This is a genomic window from Synergistaceae bacterium DZ-S4, from assembly GCA_025943965.1.
GTDB classification, from domain to species: domain Bacteria; phylum Synergistota; class Synergistia; order Synergistales; family Synergistaceae; genus Caenicola; species Caenicola nitritireducens.
Map to the genome: position 1 here is coordinate 198,086 of JAPCWD010000002.1, position 22,906 is coordinate 220,991.

Sequence of the window (22,906 nt, forward strand, 5' to 3'; positions counted from 1 at the left end):
GTGCCGGGGCTTTGCATATGTGCCGGATCTCCCTGCCCGGGAGAGATCATGAGTCAAATAACGGACATTTTGATATACTTGTCAATATCAGAAACTGAGGAGGTAGTGGACAATGTCATGCAGTGTAAATATCGGTATGGAGCAGGTGGCCATCCCTGAGGGATGCAACATCATAATAGGACAGAGCCATTTCATCAAGACGGTAGAGGACCTTTACGAAGCTCTTGTGACATCGTCTCCCGCGATAGAGTTCGGTATAGCTTTCTGCGAGGCTTCGGGAGACTGTCTTGTAAGGCACGACGGCAACAAAAAGGATCTTGTGGATGTGGCAATAGAAAACGCCAGGGCGATCAACGCAGGCCACGTATTCGTTGTCATTCTGAGAAACTCTTTCCCGATCAACGTCCTTGACAGGATAAAAAATGTGCAGGAAGTCTGCCGTATCTTTACGGCGACAGCAAACCCGCTGCAGGTGCTCGTTGCAGAAACGGAACAGGGCAGAGGGGTCATAGGTGTTGTCGACGGATCAAAGACAGTCGGAGTTGAGGATGAAAAGGGTCAGGAGTGGAGAAAGGACCTGCTTCGCAAAATAATTGGGTACAAGAGATAACTTTCTTCCGTATCGGCATATAAGGCCGGCATCCCCTGCAATGGGGCATCGCCGGTCTTGTTTTTATATATACACTTTTTTGTGTCTGGTCCCGATAACGACGCAGAGGGCCGATATCGCAAGTCCCGGAAAGAGAGGATCCCCTGGGAGGGAAGAGAGGCCCCAGACCACAGTGCCGGAAAGGCCGGCGACCGAGGCGGCAAGTGCCCACTTTGGAGAGAGGGAGCCGGGACGGATCACAGCCGCGGCAAAGGGCAGGAATGTTCCCGATCCCCTGAGCCCCATGCTTAGGTAGCTCCACTCAAGTATCATCGACCCGGCCCCCGTGATCCCCGCCAGTGCCGCGGCTGCGACAATGATACCGATGAACAGCCTGTGGATCATTACTTCCTTTTCACCGTGCGCCCGCATGAATTTTACAGGGACAAGGTTTTTGACTATGTTGGTCGATACTCCGAGGATCAGGCCGGAGGCACAGCCGATAACCGTGATGAGTATTCCCCCCCATATTATTCCTCCAAGGAAAGGGGGGAAAGAATCCATAATGAACCAGGAGAGAACTTCATCCGGCCTCATCTCAATGCCCTTCGCCCTTACGGTAAGCCCCACCCAGGCTCCAAGAAGACCCATAGGAGGCATCAGGATCGCCGATGCGAAGGCGCCTTTCCTCGCGGTCCCGGCATCTTTGGCTGCGGCAAGCGACTGGATGTAGATCTGCGTGGTGAAAACACCAACTATCATCGACGCAAGGTAACCTATCTCCGGAACAAAGCCCCTACCGAAAGGGTCAAACCAGGGATCAAAGAACAGCCTTGAGGCTACGTACCCAAAAGAGCCTCCGCTCAGGATCGCCATTACGAAGCAGGACAGCAGGACGAAATAGAGCAGGATTATCTTTGCCCCGCCGAGCGTGCTGAAGCTTCTCAATCCCCCTGCGGCGATGAAGCCTATTATAGAAAGGCCGGCGAGGAGAGAAGCTAAAAGCGATGAGATGGGAAAGAGCCCCTTCAGCAGGGCTATGCACGAAAGAAACTGAGCGGCTATCGATATGAAGGTGCCAATCGTAGACGAGAGGGTAGCGGTGAATGATATGGATCGTCCGCATATGCTCTCTTTCCCGCCGTAGTTTTCAGCAAGATAATCGGCTACAGTAGTAACATTTGAATTTCTGAGCGGAACGGCAAACCTCAGCCCAAGCAGGAGGCAGCCGACCCCGCCGCCCAGGGTGAACCATATCGCGGTCAGCCCATGGCTGTATGCCATCTGTACAGTGCCCACTGTTGACGCACCTCCGACGAGTGCGCCGAGAAGTATCCCTGTCACTCCGGCAGCGGAAGACTTCCTCCCCCCGAGAGAATAATCTTTCGGCTCGGAAGCCCTGGTCCCTATCAGAGTTCCCGCTCCTACGAAAAGAGCAAGAGTTGCTGCGGCTGCCAGGTAAAAATAAAACAATACTCCACCCCGTCTCTTGTCAATACGCGGATATATTACCTCTTTTGAGGTCCGAGCGCTATTATATAACTTGTGGCGTTCGAGCCTCTCTGATATTCTCTACCCGGAGGATGAAAAAATGGCAAAAAAAGAGATGAACAGATATAAATGCAATGAATGCGGATATGTGAGCCTGACAATGGTCGGCAAATGCCCAAAGTGCGGCGTATGGGGAAGCATGGAGGAGGAAGCCCCTATCACCATGACGAAGGAGGGAATACCTCCTGACGTAAAAGCCGCTTCTCCTCTCAGAGGCCTTGACGTGGAGGAGCAGGAGCGCGTTTCGTCCGGGATTGCCGAACTTGACAGGGTGCTCGGGGGAGGATGGGTCCCCGGAGGTGTGGTATTGCTCGGAGGCGAACCGGGGGTGGGCAAGTCGACCCTGCTGCTTCAGGTGTGCGCGCAGATGGCACAGGGCGGAAGAAAGGTCCTCTACATATCGGGAGAGGAATCCTCGGGACAGCTGGCGATGAGAGGCAGGAGGCTTGGCCTCATGCCTGAAGGACTCTATCTTCTATGCGAGTATGACCTCCCGTCATCGCTGAAGGCCGCGGAGAAATATGATTTTGTCGTCGTGGACAGCGTCCAGGCCTTCAGAGCCGATGCAGAAAACGGATGGGCCGGCTCCCCGAACCAGGTCAGAGGCGTCGCCTCTATGACGGTCGAAATGGCAAAAAACTTCCGGGTACCTACGGTCATGGTCGGCCACATTACAAAGCAGGGCCAGATCGCCGGTCCTAAACTGCTTGAACACATGGTCGACGTAGTTCTTCTCTTCTCCGGAGAACAGAACTCGCCCAACAGACTGCTCAGGGCAGAGAAGAACCGTTTCGGAAGTACGGATGAGCTCGGGATATTTGAGATGTCTGAAAAGGGGCTCTTTCCTGTCCTTGACCCGAGCAGGCTCTACTGGGACGGTACAGATCTGGGAAGCTCCGGCGTAGCTATAGCGATGGTGCTTGAGGGATCGCGCTCCCTTGCGGCGGAAATACAGGCTCTTGCCTGCAATTCTCCCTTTCCCTACCCCAGGCGGACCTCAAGAGGCCTTGAAACGAACAGGCTCCAGCTCCTTCTCGCAGTCCTTGAAAAAAGATGCGGCATATTTTCAAGGAACAGCGATGTATACCTGAACATAACAGGCGGACTGACGCTGAGGGACCCCGCTGCCGACCTTGCAGTATGTGTCTCGCTTGCCTCGACGCTCAAAGATATCCCCCTGCCGGCTGACGTCTGCTTCATAGGCGAAGTCGGGCTTGCCGGAGAGGTACGGCCTGCCGGAAGGACGATGATGAGACTGAAGGAGGCATCAAGGCTCGGTTTTAAAAAGGCAGTGATAAGCAAAAGAAGCCCGAAGGATGATTACCCGATGGAGACTGTAAGAGTATCGTCGCTGAACGATGTGCTGGGGCTGTTCCTTAAGGGATGAACCCTTTTGTGAAACTGCGACGAAAAGGCTGACAAGCTCTAGGCAAGCGGTTGGCAAGCAATAGGCAAACGGTCGTAGGGGCCAAGGGCAGGGGTGGGGAATTTGCGGCGTGGTCAATGCCGCGGGGAATTTGCAGCCTCTGGGCTGCGGAGAATTCGCGATGTTCGTCGCTGGGGAATTTGCTCGCTTCGCATCGCGGAGAATTGCGACCAAAGGCCGCGGAGGTTTAAAAGCACCGTCGTTGCCGGCAGTGGCCTAACTCTCAAAGGGACGTGCGTTTATGGATCCGTCTGTCAGCCTCAATGTAAACTTCATTGTCAGCGCGGACACCGACAATAATAATCAACATTTCATCATTGGTGCGAACTAATTTATAAACGATGCGAAGTCCGGATCTCTTTAGTTTGATTTTAAACAGGTCTGCCAGCTTTGCAGTATTTCTGTTCCCTAACGGGGTACCATGGCCTCCTTCAGATTTTGACTTTGGATTTGACGATACTTTAGCAACAGCTTTGAGTACCAAAAGTTTTTGTGAATTATCCAGCCTTTCCAGGTCTTTGTTGGCTTCGGGAAGATATGATACTTTCCAGTTCATTCAAATTCGATCTCATCGGTATCGGAAAGATCCTGATCGTTATACCCATATTTCCTCTTAATTTCTTCCGAGGATATTAATTTGTCCGGATCATAATTCTTCATTCGCTCTTCAGACAATGCCATAAGTTGAAAATTTTCAAGATCTTCAAGCATGATTTTATATTGTTCAGGTGATATCAAAATACACTCAGGAATATTATTTTTGAAGACTACTTTGGGACGGCCGGTTTTGACGCTTTCAAAAATTTTCCCTGCCCGTCCTTTGTTGAATTCTGTGATAGATATTATGTCATCAAATAATGAAGGGCTCATGGTTTTGGTCATTTCTACACATCCTTGCTCTGCATTTTGTTACATATTAAGTAATATAAATAAATTTGTCAATAAATATGTCAATATAAGTTATTCTAAGTTTAAGAGCGGCTGAGCAATTGCTGAGCAATAGCTGAGGTTGTAGGGGCCAAGGGCAGGGGCGGGGAATTGCGGCGTGGTCAATGCCGCTGCCTTTAACGACGGCTGTGCAACCGCTCGCCACGCTCAGCCATTGCTCAGCCGTAGTATTTAGAAAAGCTGTTCGGCTTTGAGGGGACGTGCGAAGAGTTCTCTCATTATAAGTTCGGGAGACTCTCCGCCGTAAAGTATCCGGTAGACTCCTTCCGCAAGCGGCATCTCCACATCGAACTTCTTGCTGTTTTCGACCACGGCCCTTACGGTATATGCTCCCTCTGCGACCTGTCCCAGTTCTTTCGCCGCCTCATCGAATGTCTTGCCGCTTCCAACTGCCAGTCCAAGCCTGAAGTTCCTTGAATGCATGCTGTAGCAGGTAACCATCAGGTCGCCTACCCCGGCGAGCCCCGAGAGTGTCATGGGATCGGCCCCCAGTTTTTTGCCGAACCTCATGATCTCTGCAAGACCTCTGCATGCGATCGCGGCAAGTGCGTTGTCGCCAAGTTTCATTGCCTTTGAGATCCCTGCGGCCACGGCATATATGTTCTTTGTTGCGCCCCCGACTTCAAGTCCCACCACGTCATCTGACGTGTAGACACGGAAGTTGTTGCCGGTCAGGATCTTCTGCCAGCTTTCTGCCTCGCCTTCCTTAAAGGAGGCAAGGGCGACGGCGGTGGGGCAGCCTATGAGTACCTCTTCCGCGTGGCTCGGTCCTGAAAGGGCTGAATAAATGTTGTCGGGTGATTCCTCTTCGTGTACTTTATGCAGCAGATATCCTGTGCTGATCTCAATGCCTTTTGCCAGGTTCAGCATGTGTAAGTTCTTTTTACCTGTTGCAGCAGCGACCTTCCGGCAGACCTCTCTCTCAAACTGGGTCGGTATCGCCATTATGACGCGGTCAGAAAAGCTCAGTGCCTCGTCCATATCGAGCGTGCATTTTATATTGTCAGGCAGTACCGTGTCCTGAAAGCAAAAGGTGTTTCTCCCTGTGCTGTTGATGGAGTCAGCCTGCTCTTTGTCTATTGTCCACATGAGGATATCGTTGCCAAGGTCAGCAAGGTGCTTTGACATTCCCGTTCCGAAACTCCCTGCGCCCAACATGGTTATTTTCATTTGAAGGTACCTCCGTTATCGATCATTTTTGGACAGTTCGTGGCCATTATAGCCTTAAGCGGGTTATAATACCAACATTCTTTCTCTTCCGGGAGTTTTTGCAATGATAAGAAAAACAGCCATTTCAGGAATGATCGCGGCATTGTACGCAGCGCTTACGGTCGCCCTTTCACCTCTTTCCTTCGGCCCGGTCCAGTTCAGGGTGGCTGAGGCGCTGACCCTGCTTCCCTTTTTTATGCCCGAGGCGATACCGGGACTTTTTATCGGCTGTTTCCTCTCAAATATTGCGGGTGGTTTTGGCCTGATAGACATAGTGATTGGAAGCACAGCTACACTTGCGGCAGCATGGCTTACATATAAAATGACCAATATCTGGCTTGCCGCACTTCCGCCTGTGCTGATAAATGCGCTGGCTGTGGGTACATACCTGGGTCTGATCACAGATACACCCGTTGTCTATTCGATCCTCTACATCGGCATAAGCCAGGCAGTCATATGTTTCTGCATTGGGGTACCCCTTTGCTTGCTGATCGCATCCCGCACGGAGATCTTTGACAGGGAGATGCTCGCCCGAAGGAAGATCAAAAAGTGGGTAACGGTAGAAAAAAAGAAGAACAGGGCTAACCCCTGAAAGCTGTCCTTATCCCGAAAAAGACCAACACAGCTCCGACAGCGGCATTAAGCGCCGCTATAAGGGATCCCGGCAGGAAACTTCCTGTAAGGACTCCCGCCGCCGCAGTAAATGACATGAATACAAGGGTCGAAAGTATCGCTCCGACAGCGAAATAGGATACTTCGTTTCTGTCCATCTCTCCGCTTGCCGCTTTGGCAGAAAAGATGCCTGCCCAGAATACTATTGTGAGGGGGCTGGAAAGGGTCAGCAGAAGCGCGTTGATAAAGGCGCTTTCAGAACTTGTCTCTGTCATTCCCCCTATACCCGGGAGGATGTTCACGCCGAAGGCTCCGAGTATCGAAGATATCCCAAAGAGAATGATAACTGCCGCGCCAAGGTACCTGAATATGCTTCGGGCCGGCCTGTTCTTTTCTATGATCGTCCCTGCCCCGAGAAGGGCAGCCGCGACATAGAGCGAATCCGCCAGAGTTACGGCGAGTACAGCTGCTTCTGCCGCAAAAAAACCTGACGAAGCCGCGGTCTGGAAGATAAAGAGGCAGACAGGGCCGACCGCTATCTGCAGGAGCGCCCCAAACCTGAACCCTCTCCATATGTATCTGTGCATCTGGCTGCTTCCCTTCGAAGGAACAAAAAATATTTTGTTAATGATCTGCACAAAACTAAGCGTAAAAATTTTATTTTTAATGTGAAAAAGGGAGGCTGAATATGCTCAGCCTCCCTTTTTGAAAATCAAACGGGATCAACCTCCGCTGATGTTGTGTATGACCTGGACCTTTGCTTCATTGGGGATCAGCCGTGTGGGATATTCCTTCTTTTCGACCGGATGGTCATTGATCCACACGGAGATCATCCTGAAAGTGTAGTTCTCCCTTGCCAGGAGCTTCTCGACAGTGAGACCCTCTTCCCACTCTGACCGGTTCCCGTTTACTGTTATCATTTCTATTTCTTTCCTACGCGTCCTCGAACTCATCTTCCGGTTTGAGGTGTTTCTCAAGGAGAGCAACAACTTCCGGATAGTCGATGCCAAGACGTTTAACGGTCTTCATTGTTGGGATGCCGTTCTTGTTCCATCCGCGGCGTTTGTAGACAGCGGCCTTGAGTTGGGCCCACTGGGAGCGGCGGTGCTTCTGGAGAAGTTCTATCTTTTCTTTTACGGACTTGCCTTCGATCTCCTCGCCGAACTCCTTCAGCTTGGCGTCAAAATAGTCGGGCCTTGCCATCCACTCGTCTTCCCAGACGGGGCCGAGTCCGCGGTCCGGCGCTTCATGGAATTTTGAAGTACCCTTGCCCATGCGGAGGTTGAAGATACGCTCGAAGTTGTAGACCTTTTCAGACTGAAGGATCATTCCGTCCCTGTCAAGCGGCTTGCCTGTGATGGCCGTGTATATGGTCAGGTAGTTGTTGAGGTGCTCAGGTACTCTTGCTGCCTCTATGCCCTTATATTTGATGCTGTTGTCGATGGGTTCGATGTCGTTCCATGGGAGCTTGCAGAGACCATGGAGCGAGAACCACAAACGGAAGCATGGGAAGAAGTAAAGAGCCTCAGCCTTGTCCTCGTAAGTCGGCAGCTGTTTGTTGACCATGTCCATGAAGATCAGCCATGCCTCGTCATGCTGAGGGCCTTTAAGTGTGAGGAAGTATCCGCCCCACTGTGCCATCGACTCCTGGCACCTGTACTCCGAAGCCTCAAGACCCTGACATACCATTCCAATCTTTTTCATGACACCGAGGTCGGCGCCGTAGTGCTTCGCGTAGTATTCGCGCGCGGCTTCTATGCCCCAGCCTGTTGCGACCGCGAAGTCGTCAGAGGCCTTCGCCATGCGGTGGATCAGCTCCATGAGGTCTTTCTTGTTGCCGAAGGTGACTTCAAGACCGTGCGTGTGCTCCTTGTTGATCAGTCCGAGCTCATAGCACTCACATGCCCAGGCGAGGGTCGTTCCGAGCGAGATCGTATCGAATCCGTAGTGGTCGGCGTAGAAGTTGGCCTCGATCGTCCAGTAGGGATCAAAAACTCCGACATTGGACCCGAGTCCGGCTGCCGTCTCATATTCGGGTCCGTCGACCACGACTTCTTTGCCCTTCCAGGGGCCGGTCTGGAGCGGGAAGTGATCCACCGCCTTGGCGCATGCGAGCGAGCATCCGTACCAGCAACCGTCAGCCATTCCCTGGCTGAAAAGTTTGATGTACTCATGTGAGCTTATATTGTTGATGTCCTTGTGGCTCCCGAATTTGTAGTTGTTTACGGGCAGCAGCTCGTAGTCGTCCATGATCTCGGTAAGGTGCGCGGTACCTGCCGCACGCATCTTGCACTGTTCGTTGTCGTGGTCGTGAATGCGCTTGTGAAGGCTTACTCCGGCCTTCATGATCGTTTCGACGTCTACGGGATCATTTTCCAGGCCCGTGAACTTGGTGCGTTTTACGACTATTGCAGCAACGTTCTTGTCGCAGAGTACCGTGCCGCCGCCGCCGCGTCCTGCCTGCTTGAGCCTTACGGCCTTCCTGCGGACGTCATAGAAGCTGAAGTTGAGACCTACAATATAGCTCGTCTTTGCAGCCATGCCTGTAGAAATGACTGATATCGTACGTTTATCCTGTTCGTCTTTTGCGAAATAATCGTGGAGTTCCTCGGAAATATAGTATGCGTTGTTGTCTTCGAGGGTCGATTCGAACACCTGTACTTTATAGTTGTCCCCGTCGATAAAAACTACAACGGGCCTGTCGGCCTTGCCCTGGATCTCAAGGGCGTCGAAGCCCGAGAACTTGAGGAAGGGACCGAAGTATCCCCCTGCATTGCTGTTGTAGGTCTGTTTCGTGGCAGGGGAGAGGAATACGGTGTATGATTTTCCCGTGCCTGGATACTGGGTTATCCCGCAGAAGGGTCCGCCCGCGATGACCAGTTCGTTCTCCGGGTCGTCCCATTTCGTTGTCTCTTTCACTGCGTCCCAGAGCAGCTTGAGACCGAAACCGCGTCCGCCCGTGAACTTTTCGATCATGTCTTCGGAAACGGGGCGTTTCTCGAATTTGTAGTTGCCGTCTTTATTTCCAAGTCCGACGTAAAGGGTCTCACCCGCATATCCGCGATGGATCTTCGCCGGTTCGTAAGACCATTCCGATAAAAGTTTCATCTCTTTCATATCCATTTTCGTCACCCCTTCTTACTTTGATTCCGGTGTGGTGAGGAGCTCGAGAGCTCCGGTCGGGCACGCTTTTGCGCAGATGCCGCAAGAAATGCACTTGAAGGGTTCGGTCTGCTTTGCGCCGTTAAACAGCATGCTCGCGGAGGGGCAGAAACCCACACACATGAGACAGGATGTGCACTTGTCCTTGCGGACCTGCACGATCCCGTTGGCGTCGCGCTCAAGCGCCTTTGTCGGGCAGACTTCAATGCACGCGCCGCACTGGTTGCAGACGTTGATGTTAGGATATGTCGCCTTGTTTTCCACCTTGATCCTTGAAAGCGCGGGAGAGTCTTCCTTGAACCATGCCTTGGAACATGCGGACATGCATTCCTTGCACTGTACGCACTTCTCCGTTCTTAGCTGAAGTACTTTCACACAAAATCCCTCCTGAGTTGATGATGATTTAAAAACAGACCGGCGATCATAAAAGCAAATGCCAGTCTTCCCCAATATGAAAATTTTAACATATATTTCATATTGTTGTGCAGAATTTCACTATTTTTATCCCATAAATATAGTTTTGCTCACTTTTGTTCATGTATAATCAGTTGATAATTAGGTGTACAGATACCGGGAAAATTGTTTAAGTCACTGATGTCCGGCGGTTTTGCGGATCTAGCCGCCATTTGTTTTAACAGAACAGACAGGTCAGAGTAAATTTGACCTTATGGGGGAGACAGGTTCAAAAATAGGAGAGATCCTTCAGGAAAGATGATCAGGCCGGTTTCGGCGAAAATGAGCAGACGGTCGGCGGCGGGCGTAAGGGGGTACTTCACGGCTGCAGTCCGGTCAGGCAAAAAAATAAAAGGATCATCAGGACCGGATCGTCAAATCGGCAATGCAATAGAATTATCTTCTTGCCAAAGATCGAACTAGCTGATAAAATCCACTGCGTTGCAAGCTTATTCAACAAACCCAAATCGTATATGTCGGGGTGGCGGAACTGGTAGACGCGCTGGATTCAGGATCCAGTGGGCTAGCGCCCATAGGGGTTCAATTCCCCTCCTCGACACCACTAAATCAAAAACAGGCGACACCTGTCTATTGACAGTTGTCGCTTTTTTGTTAGAATACTCATTTGTACGATTGTACATTCTCACCAAATATTCCATTCAGGGAGGTTGCTCCCATGCAGGTTAAGACACCATCAGGCAAGGCTTTTGAGCAGCGCAGGGTTTTTGGAAAAGAAAAAAATCTTATCGCTCTACCGGATCTTGTTGAGGTCCAGCGCAATTCATATCAGTGGTTCTTTCAGGCTGATACTGATCCCGACGCCAGATCCTCTCAGGGTCTCCAGGAACTTTTCGATGAAGTTTTCCCCATCGAAAGCTACGACGGTTCATTCGCACTTGAGTTCGTAAGATACTATGTCGATCCTGTAGTCATGAGTCTGGATGAGGCGCGCAGCAGGGACCTTACATGGTCGAGACCTCTGCGTGCGACGATTCGGCTGGCTAACAGAAAGACGCGCGAGATCAAGGAAGAGGAGATCTATCTTGGCGATTTCCCGGCGATGACAGAGAGAGGAACATTCATAATCAACGGCACAGAGCGTGTCGTCGTTAATCAGCTTGCGAGATCTGCAGGCGTCTATCTCAGCGCTGAACTTGGCATCCCCGGCCAGGAATCGTTTATGGCCAAACTGATACCGGACCGCGGGGCATGGATCGAATTTGACCTGGCCCCCGGCGAAGTCCTGTCAGTCAAGATAGACAACAGGAAGAAGATCCCCGTGACCATGATGCTGAGAGCTTTCGGCATCCAGAGCACGGAAGAACTTCTTTCCCTCTTCGGAGCGAAAGAAGTGGAAAGAGATCTTGTCGAGGACGAAGTCAGGGGCATGCTTCTGGCAGAAGCCATCATTTCAGGCGAAGGAGAAGGATCTGTCGCCATCCAAAAAAACAAAAGGCTCACGAAAGAGGACCTAGAGGCCCTCTGGGAAAGCGGCAGGACCAAGATCTGGGTCTGGGACGTAGATCCCGCCATATCCGCGACCATCGAAAGAGACAACACGAGCACGCCCGATGCGGCGATACTTGAGCTTTTCCGTAAGCTGAGGCCCAACGAACCGGCCCGAATGGAAAATGCCAGGGAATATATCAACAGCATCTTCTTCGATCCCCGAAGATACAACCTCGGAAGGGTCGGAAGGTATAAGATAAACAGAAGGCTGAGTCTCGATATCCCAAGCACGGAACGCCTTCTTACAGTTGAGGATATCGTAGCGATAATTAAGAGCCTTATAAGGCTCCGCGACGGAAACGAACACATGGACGACATCGACCACCTCGGCAACAGGAGGGTCCGCGCAGTTGGTGAACTTCTTCAGAACCAGGTCCGTATCGGCCTTTTGAGGATGGAAAGGATCGCAAGGGAGCGTATGACCACGACTCCCGATCTTGCCACAGCAATGGCCAAGGACCTTATCAACGTTCGCCCGATCTCGGCTGCGTTAAGGGAATTCTTTGGTTCAGGACAGCTGTCGCAGTTCATGGACCAGACAAACCCGCTTGCCGAGCTTACACACAGACGCCGCCTTTCGGCACTCGGTCCCGGAGGACTTAGCAGGGAACGTGCCGGATTCGAAGCCCGTGACGTCCACCATACCCACTACGGAAGGGTCTGTCCGATAGAGACGCCTGAAGGCCCCAACATAGGCCTGGTCACCTCGCTTGCGACCTTTGCAAGGATAAACGAGTACGGCTTCCTTGTATGTCCCAGGAGGAAGGTGGTAGACGGATACCTGACCGACGAAATAGTATACCTGTCTGCGGACGACGAAGACGAATACTATGTCGGACGCGCAGACACCCCTATATCCGATGAGGGGCAGATCCTCCCCACGGACGGCGGTACCGGCATATATGTCAGGCATCATGACAACACGATAGAGATACAGCCTGAGCAGCTGGAGTATATGGACATTTCCCCTAAGCAGATAGTTTCCATATCGACTGCCCTCATCCCATTCCTTGAACACGATGACGCGAACAGGGCACTCATGGGATCGAACATGCAGCGGCAGGCTGTTCCCCTTGTCTTCCCCGACTCTCCGATAGTCGGCACCGGCATAGAGCACCGCATAGCCAAGGACTCCGGTTCGTGTGCCGTATCCAGGAGAGCCGGAACAGTAACATATGTAGATTCTGACAGAATAGAGATCGATACGGAAGACAACGATAAAGATATCTACACAATGCCGAAATTCAGAAGGTCCAACCAGGGTACCGTGATCCACCAGAGGCCTATTGTCACCCACGGCCAGCAGGTGGAGTCCGGTGAGGTCATCGCCGACGGCCAGGCCTGCGACGGCGGAGAACTTGCCCTCGGACGCAATGTGCTTGTCGCATTCGTCTCGTGGGAGGGATACAACTTTGAAGACGCCATACTCCTCAGCCAGAGACTTGTAAAGGAAGATTTCTACACCTCCATACATATAGAAGAGTATGAGGTCGAATCGCGTGACACAAAACTCGGCCCCGAAGAGATATCGAGGGACATCCCCAACGTGGGGGAAGACGCTCTGAAGAATCTCGACGAGGACGGAATAGTCAGGATCGGCGCAGAAGTAAAGGCCGGAGACATACTTGTCGGAAAGGTCACCCCGAAAGGCGAGTCCGACCAGTCGCCGGAAGAAAAGCTCCTCAGGGCGATCTTCGGCGAGAAGGCAAGAGAGGTCCGCGATACCTGTCTGAGAGTCCCGCACGGTGAAGGCGGAAAGGTCGTCGAGATCAAGAGGCTCTCCAGGGATAAGAACAGCGAGGATATGAGCCCCGGTGTAAACGAGGTCGTAAAGGTATATGTCGCCCAGTTCCGCAAGATAACCGAGGGCGACAAGATGGCCGGACGCCACGGCAACAAGGGTGTTGTATCAAGGATAATGGCTGAGGAAGATATGCCCTACCTTTCGGACGGAACGCCAGTCGATGTCGTCCTCAACCCACTGGGAGTCCCGAGCCGAATGAACCTCGGGCAGGTGCTTGAGACCGTAATGGGTTTTGTCGCCATGCAGAACGGCTGGAAGGTCGTTACGCCGGTCTTCGAATCGGCGACTGCAGAAGACCTTATGCCTTACGTCAAGGAGATCCAGAGCACAAAATATCCCGAGATGAGGGATGACTGCAAGATAACCCTCTATGACGGAAGAACAGGGGAGCCGATGGCGAACAAGGTGGCGGTCGGAGTCATGTACATGCTCAAGCTGATACACCTTGTCGACGACAAGATCCACGCCCGCTCGATAGGACCCTACAGCCTGATAACCCAGCAGCCCCTGGGAGGCAAGACCCAGTTCGGAGGCCAGAGGTTCGGGGAGATGGAAGTCTGGGCCCTTGAAGGCTACGGGGCTGCCCACATGCTGCAGGAGATGCTCACAGTCAAATCGGACGACATCAGGGGAAGGCTCAAGACTTACGAACGGATCGTCAAGGGCGAAAACCTCGCCAAACCGGGCGTTCCCGAAAGCTTCCGGGTGCTTATAAAAGAACTTCAGGGCCTTGGGCTGGATGTAGAGATCAAATACTCAGACGGTTCGTTCGGAGAGCTTGTCCTTTCAGAAGAGGACGAGGACGGCGGCAGGGAAACCAGACGCCATGTTTCGTTCAAGCCTGATTCAACAGTCGACAGCCTTGAGGAAGATTTCGGCCTGAGCAGACCTTCGAGGTCGATATCTGACAGTGACCTATTCCATGAACATGCGTCGGAATACAGTTCTATAGAGCTGCACGAAACAGATGAAGAAAAAGAGGCTGAAGTCCTCAGGGATGATGTTGCGGATCTCTTCAATGACGTTGCTCCTAAGAAGGATGACCAGGGGGATGATATTTAATGGCTAACCTAAATCGCGAGATCGCCGGAGTGAGGACTAAACTGTCCTCCCCCGGAAGGATCAGGGAGCTTTCAAGCGGTGAAGTCAAAAAGCCTGAAACAATAAATTACAGGACGCTCCGTCCGGAAAAAGACGGACTTTTCTGCGAAAGGATATTTGGTCCGACCCGCAGTTATGAGTGCGCCTGCGGAAAATATAAGAGAAGCGGCCCCAAGTTCAGAGGGGTGGTATGTGACCGCTGCGGAGTGGAGGTCACAGACAACCGCGTACGCAGAGAGAGAATGGGTCATATCGAACTTGCCGCGCCGGTCGTCCATATCTGGTATCTCAGAGGCATTCCGAGCAGGCTGAGTCTGCTTCTCGGAGCTTCGACAAAAGAACTCGAAAAGGTGGTATATTTTGCCCCCACACGCCGCAGGGAAAAGGTCTATAAAGTTGTCAGCGAGGGGCGCAGGATAGACCTTGCCCGCAGAGGCAAGCTCATTTCAGCCTCCGAGGAACGCATCCACCGTTTCTATGATCCCAAGTTCAAGGCCGAAGAGGCTTTCAGGATCACAAAAGTCGAAGAGATCAATGTTGATGAAGGCGATGTCATTACCGCTGCCCAGGTCAACCGGATCAGGAACGAATACGGCGACGAACTCTTCAAGACAGAGAGCGCGTACCGGATTTTAAGGGAAGATCAGGAGCAGGCTTCAAATGCCATAATTCCTGAATCAAAGATAAGGTCAATGAAGGAGGCCGACAGCGGACTTAAGTTTGAAAAGGCCGTCCTTAACAACCAGGAAGCCTTCATAGTCACCTCTGTCGTGCATTTGCCATTCGTTAAGAATGACGTGATCTCGGAGAGCGAGTACAGGCTTTACAGCCAGAAGTATCCCAGGCGCTTCCAGACGGTTGAAGAGACAGAGACCCTGGAGGACCCCTGCTACATAGTCATCAACGGAGGGGAGTCTCCCTTTGAAAGGGCAGACATAATCCTCGAGAGGGAGCAGTCCATCTGCTCGGCTTACGATAAGACCTTCGGGGCGGGGATCGGAGCTGAAGGGGTCTACACGCTTCTGGAGCAGATGGATATCGACCTTCTCGTATCCTCGCTCAGGGAAGATATAGCAGAGTGCTCGGGACAGAAAAAGCGTAAACTGGTCAAGAGGCTCCAGGTCGCGGAGGATTTCAGGAAGAGCGACAGCAAACCGGAGTGGATGGTGCTCTCCGTACTCCCTGTCATCCCGCCCGACCTGAGGCCGATGGTCCAGCTGGACGGGGGCCGTTTTGCGACCTCAGACCTCAATGACCTCTACCGCAGGGTCATAAACAGAAACAACCGCCTTCGCAAGCTTCAGGAGCTGAAAGCCCCTGAGATCATAGTGCGCAACGAGAAGAGGATGCTCCAGGAATCGGTGGATGCTCTGATAGACAACGGCCGCAGGGGCAAGGCAGTGCTTGGGGCAGGCAACAGGCCCCTCAAGAGCCTTACAGACCTGCTCAGGGGCAAAAAAGGACGTTTCCGTCAGAATCTGCTTGGAAAACGAGTTGACTATTCGGGACGCTCCGTCATCGTTATCGGACCCAGCCTGAAGATCTACCAGTGCGGTCTGCCGAAGCAGATGGCGCTTGAGCTCTTCAAGCCGTTTGTCATGCACAAGCTGGTCGAAAGCGGCCTTACCCCCAACGTCAAGAGCGCAAGAAGATTTATCGAAAGAGGCAGGGACGAAGTCTGGGCCATACTTGAGGGCATAATCAAGGATCATCCCGTAATGCTCAACAGGGCGCCTACGCTTCACCGCCTTGGGATACAGGCTTTTGAACCCGTACTTATCGAAGGAAAGGCAATAAGGCTCCATCCTCTGGTCTGTACCGCATTCAACGCAGACTTTGACGGAGACCAGATGGCCGTCCACGTTCCGCTTTCACTGGAGGCTCAGACAGAGGCCAGGGTGCTTATGCTTTCCTCGAATAACCTTCTCTCCCCGGCGAGCGGCAAGCCTGTCGTAATACCGACACAGGACATCATCCTCGGCGTATTCTTCCTTACCAGCCTGAGAGACGGAATGAAGGGAGAAGGCCTGTACTTCTCGGGCGTTGAAGATGTAATGTCGGCCCTTGACCACTCTATCATCCACGTCAACTCAAAGATCAGGATCAAGGCCGATCCTTCGTGGAAATGCGAAACGGCTGGCGGGAAGTGGATAGAGACATCACCGGGGCGCGTGCTCTTTAATTCGGCACTCCATCCCGGCCTGAGATATATCAACAAGACCATAAACAAAAAGGAGATGGGCTCCCTTCTTGACGCTGCATACGACAAGGTCGGGCAGACCGCGATGGTCGAGATGCTCGATGAGATCAAGACGCTCGGCTACCACTGGTCAACACACAGCGGGATAAGCCTCGGTGTCGGCGACGTCGTCGTGCCTGCCGAAAAGAAGGAGATACTGGATGTGACTCTTGAACAGGAAGAGGATCTCACTTCACAGTATGAAATGGGTATCCTCACCGAAGACGAGTACATGAGGCAGAAGGACATCCTCTGGTCTGACGCTGGAAGGCTCATCGCCGACAAAATCATGGACAGCATGAACGAGACCAACCCACTGAGGATAATGGTGGATTCCGGAGCCCGCGGATCGCGCGGACAGGTCGCCCAGATGGCGGGAATACGCGGACTTATGGCAGACCCGTCCGGACGCATCATCCGCTATCCTATAGTTGCAAACTTCAAAGAGGGGCTCAATACTCTTGAATACTTTATCTCGACCCACGGAGCAAGAAAGGGGCTTGCCGACACAGCCCTCCGTACGGCTAAGTCGGGCTATCTGACCCGGCGCCTGGTCGATGTAGCCCAGGACCTCATAATAATGGATGAGGACTGCGGGACCGATCAGGGCATAGAAATACGCCCGCTACTGCAGCAGGACGGAAAGGCCACGATCTCGATGTCCGAGCGCCTCGCGGGAAGGACAAGCCTCAGGGATGTGACCGATCCCAAGAGCGGAGAACTTCTCCTAGTCAGGGATGAGGAGATATCTGCTGTGAAGGCCGAATACATCGAATCAAAGGGGATCAGTTCCGTCTGGGTCCGCAGCCCGCTCACATGCGGCCTCAGGCACGGAATTTGCCGCGCCTGTTACGGAAGGGATCTTGCGACCAGAAAGAGGGTCGCCATCGGTGAATCTGTCGGGGTCGTAGCAGCCCAGTCCATAGGAGAACCCGGAACGCAGCTCACGATGAGAACATTCCACACGGGAGGCGTACGCCAGTTCACCGGAGAAGACATCACCCAGGGTCTTCCCAGGATCGAGCAGCTCTTCGAAGTCCGCAGGCCCAAAAAGGTCGCTATCCTTGCTGAAGTCGGCGGCACTCTCCTTGAGATTAGGGAGATGGACGGCAAGAAAAAGCTCATCATCGGCGTGATAAAGGAAGACGGCACTGAAGAGAGGATATCCTACAACATCCCCGCCTCTCAGAACCTGCTCTCCGGCGTCGAAGAAGGCTGCACGATAACAAAAGGGATGGTCCTCACAGAGGGCTACATAGATCCTCAGCAGCTTCTGGAAGTCGAGGGTCTTGAGGCAGTCCAGCACTATCTTCTGGACGGCATCCAGGAGGTTTACCGTTCGCAGGGCGTCTCGATTAACGACAAGCATATAGAGACGATACTTCGCAAGGTCGCTCCGATCAACCGTGTACGGGTGATAGAAGAGGGGGACAGCTCCTTCGTTTCCGGCGAACTTGTCTGGAAGGGAGATCTCGAAGTAAGTGTCGGGCAGATCTCGGAACAGAATCAGGCCTCGCTGGACGAGTCATACAATTTCCTCAGAGACTGCAGGATAATCGACGCACCCGGAGATGTTCTCAGAAAAGACGGCGAGGCTCAGGAGTATATCACAAAAGCTGCGCTTGGAGAAATGCTTAGGCCAGGAGGAGCGTCAGGAGAGCTGACCGTCCAGGACAGGGAGGGCGAGCTCCGAGTTGTACTCGGAGACGCAAGCTTCAGGAGGACGATGGAAGGTCTTGAGCTGATCAAGGACTTCAGGCCGGATGAGAACGGCGAGGTCCTTATCAAAGCCGGGACAAGGCTCTCTTCCGCGGATCTTGTCAGGATCGCATCGCTTCCGCCGCAGCCCATGCTTGTAAGGGATACCAATGTACTTGATGAGAGCGAAGATGCAGCGTGGTTTGCCGCTGATGTTGAAAAGGACGGCAGGGTCGTTATCCCGATGGATGCGATAGTTGACTCGCTCGCGATAAAGACACTGAGTGCCAACAACATAAGCGAGATCAAGCTCTGGAAGAACCCTGAGCACATCAATCTCACTGATTCGATGCACCATGTGCTGATAGAGCATTACTTCGGCAAACCGCTTACCCAGGCGATCAATTCTGAAGGAGAAGTGATCGAAAACATCACACACGGCATTGACGGCTCAATAGTAAGAGGCATCGTCGAAGGCTCGATATCGGGCATCGAAAGCGAAGGCAACATAATAACGAGAGAAAAGGTGATCAGGCAGGTTCTCACTGAGAGGGCCCTCGGCAAAGTCCTTCTGGAAACCATCAGGGACAAAAAGGGAAACACGGTAGCAGAGGCAGGTCAGGAGATAACGAGCAAAGTCCTTGACAGCATAGCGTCCTCTGGCGCCGATGACATAACGGTACGTCCCAAGCAGGCACCCTCGGATCACAAACAGCTGATCCAGCGCGTCTCTTTTGTAAGGAGACTGAGGGAGGAACCGCAGTGGAGCCCTGTAGTACATGGAGTTACCAAGGTGGCACTTGCCACCGACAGTTTCCTCTCCGCAGCATCGTTCCAGCAGACGGCACAGGTACTTGCAGCTTCCGCAGTGAGAGGCGACGTAGACAACCTTGTCGGTCTTAAGGAGAACGTAATAATAGGACTGCTTATACCTGCCGGAACAGGGATCGAGAGGTACAGGAAGGTAGTGATCGCTGAGTCCTCCGAATCATCTCTTCCAGGGATGGAAGAAGCGATCATTCAGAAGGACTGATCGCAGCGGCCGGGGTAAGTAGTTTTACCTAAAATATTCCAATCAAATAAAATATTCAGCGGAAGCCCGGGTGTTTATTGACACCAGAGGCTTCCGCTGTTAATATACTCTGGTGCGCCTTTGCACAGGAGGTGTCCGTGTGCCTTTAAACGAACTCGCTTCATCCGGAAGGATAGCAGGAATAAACTCGGTCCTGAGGAAGCTCAAGGCGAATGAAGCAGTTAAGGTTTTTCTTTCAAAAGAAGCGGATGTGCGGCTGTTGTCAGAGATACTTGAAGAGGCAGAGAAGCGCGCAGTGCCCGTTGAGTGGGCAGAGACATCGCTGCAGTTGGGAAGGGCCTGTGCCGTGACAAGAAAGACTGCTGCGGCGGCGCTTCTTAAAAAGTAGAAAGAAATATTAACAGGGAAGGAGGGAGCTATTTGCCAACAATAAGCCAGCTTATTCGCACCGGCAGAGAGGACAAGAGGCGTCGTATGAGCGCCCCTGCTCTTCAGGAGAACCCGCAGCGCCGCGGAGTATGTACCCGCGTCTATACTGTTACTCCTAAGAAGCCTAACTCTGCTCTCCGTAAAGTCGCACGTGTGCGTCTTACCAACGGAATAGAAGTCACTGCTTATATACCGGGTGTAGGACATAATCTTCAGGAACACTCCGTAGTCCTCGTCCGCGGCGGACGTGTAAAGGACTTGCCTGGTGTCCGTTATCACATAATCAGGGGAACACTTGACTGCGGCGGCGTTGAAAACCGTCGTCAGAGCCGTTCGCTCTACGGCGCTCGCAGACCGAAGTAATTTGTATTATCAAAGGGAGGTTGGTCCTATATGCCACGCAAGGGACATGTAAAAAAACGTATAACGCCGCCCGATTCAGTTTATGCGAACCCGGCAATTACAAAATTCATCAACTGCCTTATGCTCGGCGGCAAAAAGAGCACGGCTGAGAGAATTTTTTATGGAGCACTGGATCTGGCTGGAAACAGGCTGAGTATTGAGCCTGGAGAAGTATTCGAAAAGGCGATGACTAACGTTCGTCCGCTGGTCGAAGTCCGTCCGAGGAGAGTCGGCGGAGCGACATATCAGGTTCCCGTTGAGGTCAAACCTGAGAGGGCGCAGGCTCTCGCGATCCGTTGGATCATTAATTTCTCCCGTTCGCGCAAAGGCATTCCGATGGTGGAACGCCTTGCCCGTGAACTTACCGACGCCTGCAAGGGCGAGGGCGGTTCCGTAAAGAAGAGGGAAGATACCCACCGCATGGCCGAAGCTAACCGTGCGTTTGCACACTACCGCTGGTAGTGTGAAGAACATTAATTTTAAAGTTTTAGTTTGGTGGTGTTGACGATGCAGGGCATCGACTTGAGTAAGGTGCGCAATATAGGAATAGCTGCGCATATAGATGCAGGTAAGACTACAACGACAGAGCGCATCCTGTTCTATACAGGCCGTAAGCACAAGCTGGGTGAAACTCACGAAGGCGCTGCTACGATGGACTGGATGGAGCAGGAACGTGAGCGTGGTATCACGATCACATCTGCCGCGACTACCTGTTTCTGGGGCGATTGCCTGATCAATATTATTGATACACCCGGGCACGTGGACTTTACTGTTGAGGTCGAGCGCTCTATGAGAGTGCTTGACGGGGCAGTATCCGTTTTTTGTGCAGTTGGCGGAGTCGAGCCTCAGTCAGAGACAGTTTGGCGTCAGGCAGACAAGTATCGCGTACCGAGGATCGCTTTCGTCAACAAAATGGACCGGGTCGGAGCTGACTTTTTCTCGGTAGTCGACCAGATGCGCAGGCGTCTCGGCGCCAGGGCTGTTCCGATACAGATACCTATCGGTGTGGAAGACGGATTTACGGGAATGGTGGATCTTGTCGCGAGAAAGGCGATAATCTATGATGATACGCTCGGAACAGAATTCCATATCGCGGATGTCCCGCCTCAGCTCGAAGAAGAGGTAGAGATCGCAAGGTCGGAAATGGTCGAGAATCTCTCCGACTACGATGACGAGATGATGAACCTCTTCCTTGAGGGAGAGGAAGTTCCCGAAGATCTGATCAGGAGGACCATCAGGAAGGCTGTCATAAGCCTGAATATCGTGCCGGTAATGTGCGGTTCGGCATTCAAGAACAAGGGCGTACAGCCGCTTCTTGATGCGGTCGTGGCATATCTTCCGAGCCCCGTTGACATGCCCCCGCTCAAGGCGCACGATCCTGACAACACGGAAAAAGAGATAGAAATAATCCCCTCTTCTGATCAGCCTTTTTCTGCTCTTGCGTTCAAGATCATGGTCGACCCGTTTGTCGGCAGGCTTGCTTTCTGCAGGATCTATTCAGGATCTATAGAGAACGGCATGTCGATCTACAACACGAACACAAGGCGCCGTGAAAGGATAGGAAGGATACTCAGGATGCACGCAAACAAGCGTGAGGAGCTCGAGAGCGCGCAGGCAGGCCTGATCGTAGCTATCCCCGGGCTCAAACAGGTCCGTACGGGAGATACGCTTTGCGATGAAAAGAAGCCTGTACTGCTGGAAAACCTGATCTTCCCGGAACCCGTTATATCGCTTTCCGTAGAACCCATGAGCAAGGCTGACCAGATAAAGCTTGCTAAGGGGCTTGACGCCCTTTCGGAAGAGGACCCGACTTTCCACGTTTCAGTCAACGAGGAGACAGGGCAGACCCTGATAAGCGGAATGGGAGAACTCCACCTTGAGATCATAGTTGACAGGCTCCGCAGGGAGTTCAACGTCGAGGTAAAGGTGGGACGTCCTCAGGTCGCTTACAGAGAGGCGATAAGGAGACCCGCGAGGGCACAGGGCAAATTTGTCCGTCAGTCCGGAGGCAAGGGACAGTACGGAGACGTTGTCCTTGAGGTCGAACCGCTTGCCGAAGGCAAGGGATTCGAGTGGGAAGACCGCATCGTTGGCGGAGTTGTTCCGAAGGAATACATCCCTGCCGCCCAGAAGGGTGTCGAAGAGGCGCTCAACAACGGTATTCTCGGCGGCTACCCTGTAATTGGCATCAAGGTGGCGATCGTCGACGGCAGCTACCATGAAGTCGACAGTTCGGAAATGGCCTTCAGGATCGCAGGCTCGATGGCGATCAAGGAGGCGATGAAGAAGGCCGATCCCGTCCTTATGGAGCCCGTAATGGATGTTGAAGTCGTAGTTCCGGAAGAGTATATGGGAGATGTAATGGGCAACATTTCCTCAAGAAGAGGAAAAGTCTCTGAAATGGGATCAAGGGCAAATGCAAGGATAGTCAAGGCCTTTGTGCCCTTGGCAGAAATGTTCGGTTACGCTACGGACCTGAGAAGCAAAACATCAGGAAGGGCTTCGTACACCATGACTTTCCACCATTATGACGAAGTGCCCAAGAGCGTAGCTGAAGAACTTCTGAAAATATAGCAAATACAAAAGATCATCAATCGATCAGGAAATATCTAAAGGAGGCAAGACAGAAATGGCAAAGGAGAAATTTGTAAGAAACAAGCCGCACCTCAACATAGGAACGATAGGCCATATCGACCACGGTAAGACGACCCTTACAGCGGCGATCACAAAGACGCTTGCGA

General features: G+C 52.5%; 18 protein-coding genes and 1 tRNA gene. 11 read left to right on the forward strand and 8 right to left on the reverse strand.

What is annotated here, in order from left to right:
- Positions 1-112 precede the first annotated feature (112 nt).
- Positions 113-610, forward strand: coding sequence for an adenosine-specific kinase (locus OLM33_02345; GenBank protein ID MCW1712518.1), 498 nt, complete (start codon positions 113-115; stop codon positions 608-610).
- 63 nt (positions 611-673) lie between these two features.
- Here OLM33_02345 and OLM33_02350 read toward each other — a convergent pair whose 3' ends face one another.
- The gene (locus OLM33_02350; protein MCW1712519.1) at positions 674-2,062 is read right to left on the reverse strand and encodes a sodium:solute symporter family protein; all 1,389 of its coding nucleotides are present in this window, start codon (positions 2,060-2,062) and stop codon (positions 674-676) included.
- 118 nt (positions 2,063-2,180) lie between these two features.
- Between OLM33_02350 and radA the strand changes: the two genes are divergently transcribed.
- A complete protein-coding gene (gene radA, locus OLM33_02355; GenBank protein MCW1712520.1) occupies positions 2,181-3,527 on the forward strand; it encodes a DNA repair protein RadA in 1,347 nt (448 codons plus the stop codon).
- Positions 3,528-3,789: 262 nt separating this feature from the next.
- Here the strand turns inward: radA and OLM33_02360 are convergent, their stop codons facing one another.
- The 3 genes from OLM33_02360 to OLM33_02370 all read right to left on the reverse strand — a co-directional run bounded on the left by OLM33_02360 (position 3,790) and on the right by OLM33_02370 (position 5,684).
- Entirely contained in the window at positions 3,790-4,122 is a 333-nt protein-coding gene (locus tag OLM33_02360) for a type II toxin-antitoxin system RelE/ParE family toxin (protein ID MCW1712521.1), read from the reverse strand.
- A complete protein-coding gene (locus tag OLM33_02365) occupies positions 4,119-4,448 on the reverse strand; it encodes a type II toxin-antitoxin system Phd/YefM family antitoxin (protein ID MCW1712522.1) in 330 nt (109 codons plus the stop codon). The genes OLM33_02360 and OLM33_02365 overlap by 4 nt, the downstream gene beginning before the upstream one ends.
- A 237-nt stretch (positions 4,449-4,685) precedes the next feature.
- Entirely contained in the window at positions 4,686-5,684 is a 999-nt protein-coding gene (locus tag OLM33_02370) for an NAD(P)-dependent glycerol-3-phosphate dehydrogenase (protein ID MCW1712523.1), read from the reverse strand.
- A 103-nt stretch (positions 5,685-5,787) separates the two neighbouring features.
- Here OLM33_02370 and OLM33_02375 point away from each other — a divergent pair, with 103 nt between their 5' ends.
- Complete coding sequence (locus tag OLM33_02375; GenBank protein MCW1712524.1) at positions 5,788-6,315, forward strand: QueT transporter family protein; 528 nt, start codon at positions 5,788-5,790, stop codon at positions 6,313-6,315.
- Here OLM33_02375 and OLM33_02380 read toward each other — a convergent pair.
- From OLM33_02380 to OLM33_02395, 4 genes are all read right to left on the reverse strand, one after another.
- Positions 6,305-6,922 (reverse strand): LysE family translocator, encoded by a 618-nt coding sequence (locus tag OLM33_02380; GenBank protein ID MCW1712525.1) that lies wholly within the window; start codon positions 6,920-6,922, stop codon positions 6,305-6,307. The two genes, OLM33_02375 and OLM33_02380, sit on opposite strands and share 11 nt — an antisense overlap.
- A gap of 135 nt (positions 6,923-7,057) precedes the next feature.
- On the reverse strand, positions 7,058-7,255 hold the full coding sequence (thiS, locus tag OLM33_02385) for a sulfur carrier protein ThiS (GenBank protein MCW1712526.1): 198 nt from the start codon (positions 7,253-7,255) through the stop codon (positions 7,058-7,060).
- Between the two features lie 13 nt (positions 7,256-7,268).
- Entirely contained in the window at positions 7,269-9,452 is a 2,184-nt protein-coding gene (locus OLM33_02390) for an aldehyde:ferredoxin oxidoreductase (protein MCW1712527.1), read from the reverse strand.
- A gap of 21 nt (positions 9,453-9,473) precedes the next feature.
- The gene (locus OLM33_02395; GenBank protein ID MCW1712528.1) at positions 9,474-9,872 is read right to left on the reverse strand and encodes a 4Fe-4S binding protein; all 399 of its coding nucleotides are present in this window, start codon (positions 9,870-9,872) and stop codon (positions 9,474-9,476) included.
- Positions 9,873-10,425: 553 nt separating this feature from the next.
- Here OLM33_02395 and OLM33_02400 point away from each other — a divergent pair.
- From OLM33_02400 to OLM33_02435, 8 genes are all read left to right on the forward strand, one after another.
- Positions 10,426-10,512 (forward strand) — tRNA-Leu (locus OLM33_02400).
- Positions 10,513-10,626: 114 nt separating this feature from the next.
- On the forward strand, positions 10,627-14,325 hold the full coding sequence (gene rpoB, locus OLM33_02405) for a DNA-directed RNA polymerase subunit beta (GenBank protein ID MCW1712529.1): 3,699 nt from the start codon (positions 10,627-10,629) through the stop codon (positions 14,323-14,325).
- Positions 14,325-19,334 carry a DNA-directed RNA polymerase subunit beta' gene (gene rpoC, locus OLM33_02410; protein ID MCW1712530.1) on the forward strand — a complete coding sequence of 1,670 codons (5,010 nt, stop codon included), beginning with the start codon at positions 14,325-14,327 and terminating at the stop codon, positions 19,332-19,334. The genes rpoB and rpoC overlap by 1 nt, the downstream gene beginning before the upstream one ends.
- Positions 19,335-19,473: 139 nt before the next feature.
- Positions 19,474-19,722, forward strand: a complete 249-nt coding sequence (locus OLM33_02415) for a ribosomal L7Ae/L30e/S12e/Gadd45 family protein (protein ID MCW1712531.1) — start codon at positions 19,474-19,476, stop codon at positions 19,720-19,722.
- 32 nt (positions 19,723-19,754) lie between these two features.
- Positions 19,755-20,126, forward strand: coding sequence for a 30S ribosomal protein S12 (gene rpsL, locus OLM33_02420; GenBank protein ID MCW1712532.1), 372 nt, complete (start codon positions 19,755-19,757; stop codon positions 20,124-20,126).
- Positions 20,127-20,156: 30 nt separating this feature from the next.
- The gene (gene rpsG / locus OLM33_02425; GenBank protein MCW1712533.1) at positions 20,157-20,627 is read left to right on the forward strand and encodes a 30S ribosomal protein S7; all 471 of its coding nucleotides are present in this window, start codon (positions 20,157-20,159) and stop codon (positions 20,625-20,627) included.
- Between the two features lie 45 nt (positions 20,628-20,672).
- The gene (gene fusA, locus OLM33_02430) at positions 20,673-22,739 is read left to right on the forward strand and encodes an elongation factor G (protein MCW1712534.1); all 2,067 of its coding nucleotides are present in this window, start codon (positions 20,673-20,675) and stop codon (positions 22,737-22,739) included.
- A gap of 55 nt (positions 22,740-22,794) precedes the next feature.
- Positions 22,795-22,906 (forward strand): GTP-binding protein (locus OLM33_02435; protein ID MCW1712535.1); only part of this gene is annotated, 112 nt, incomplete at its 3' end.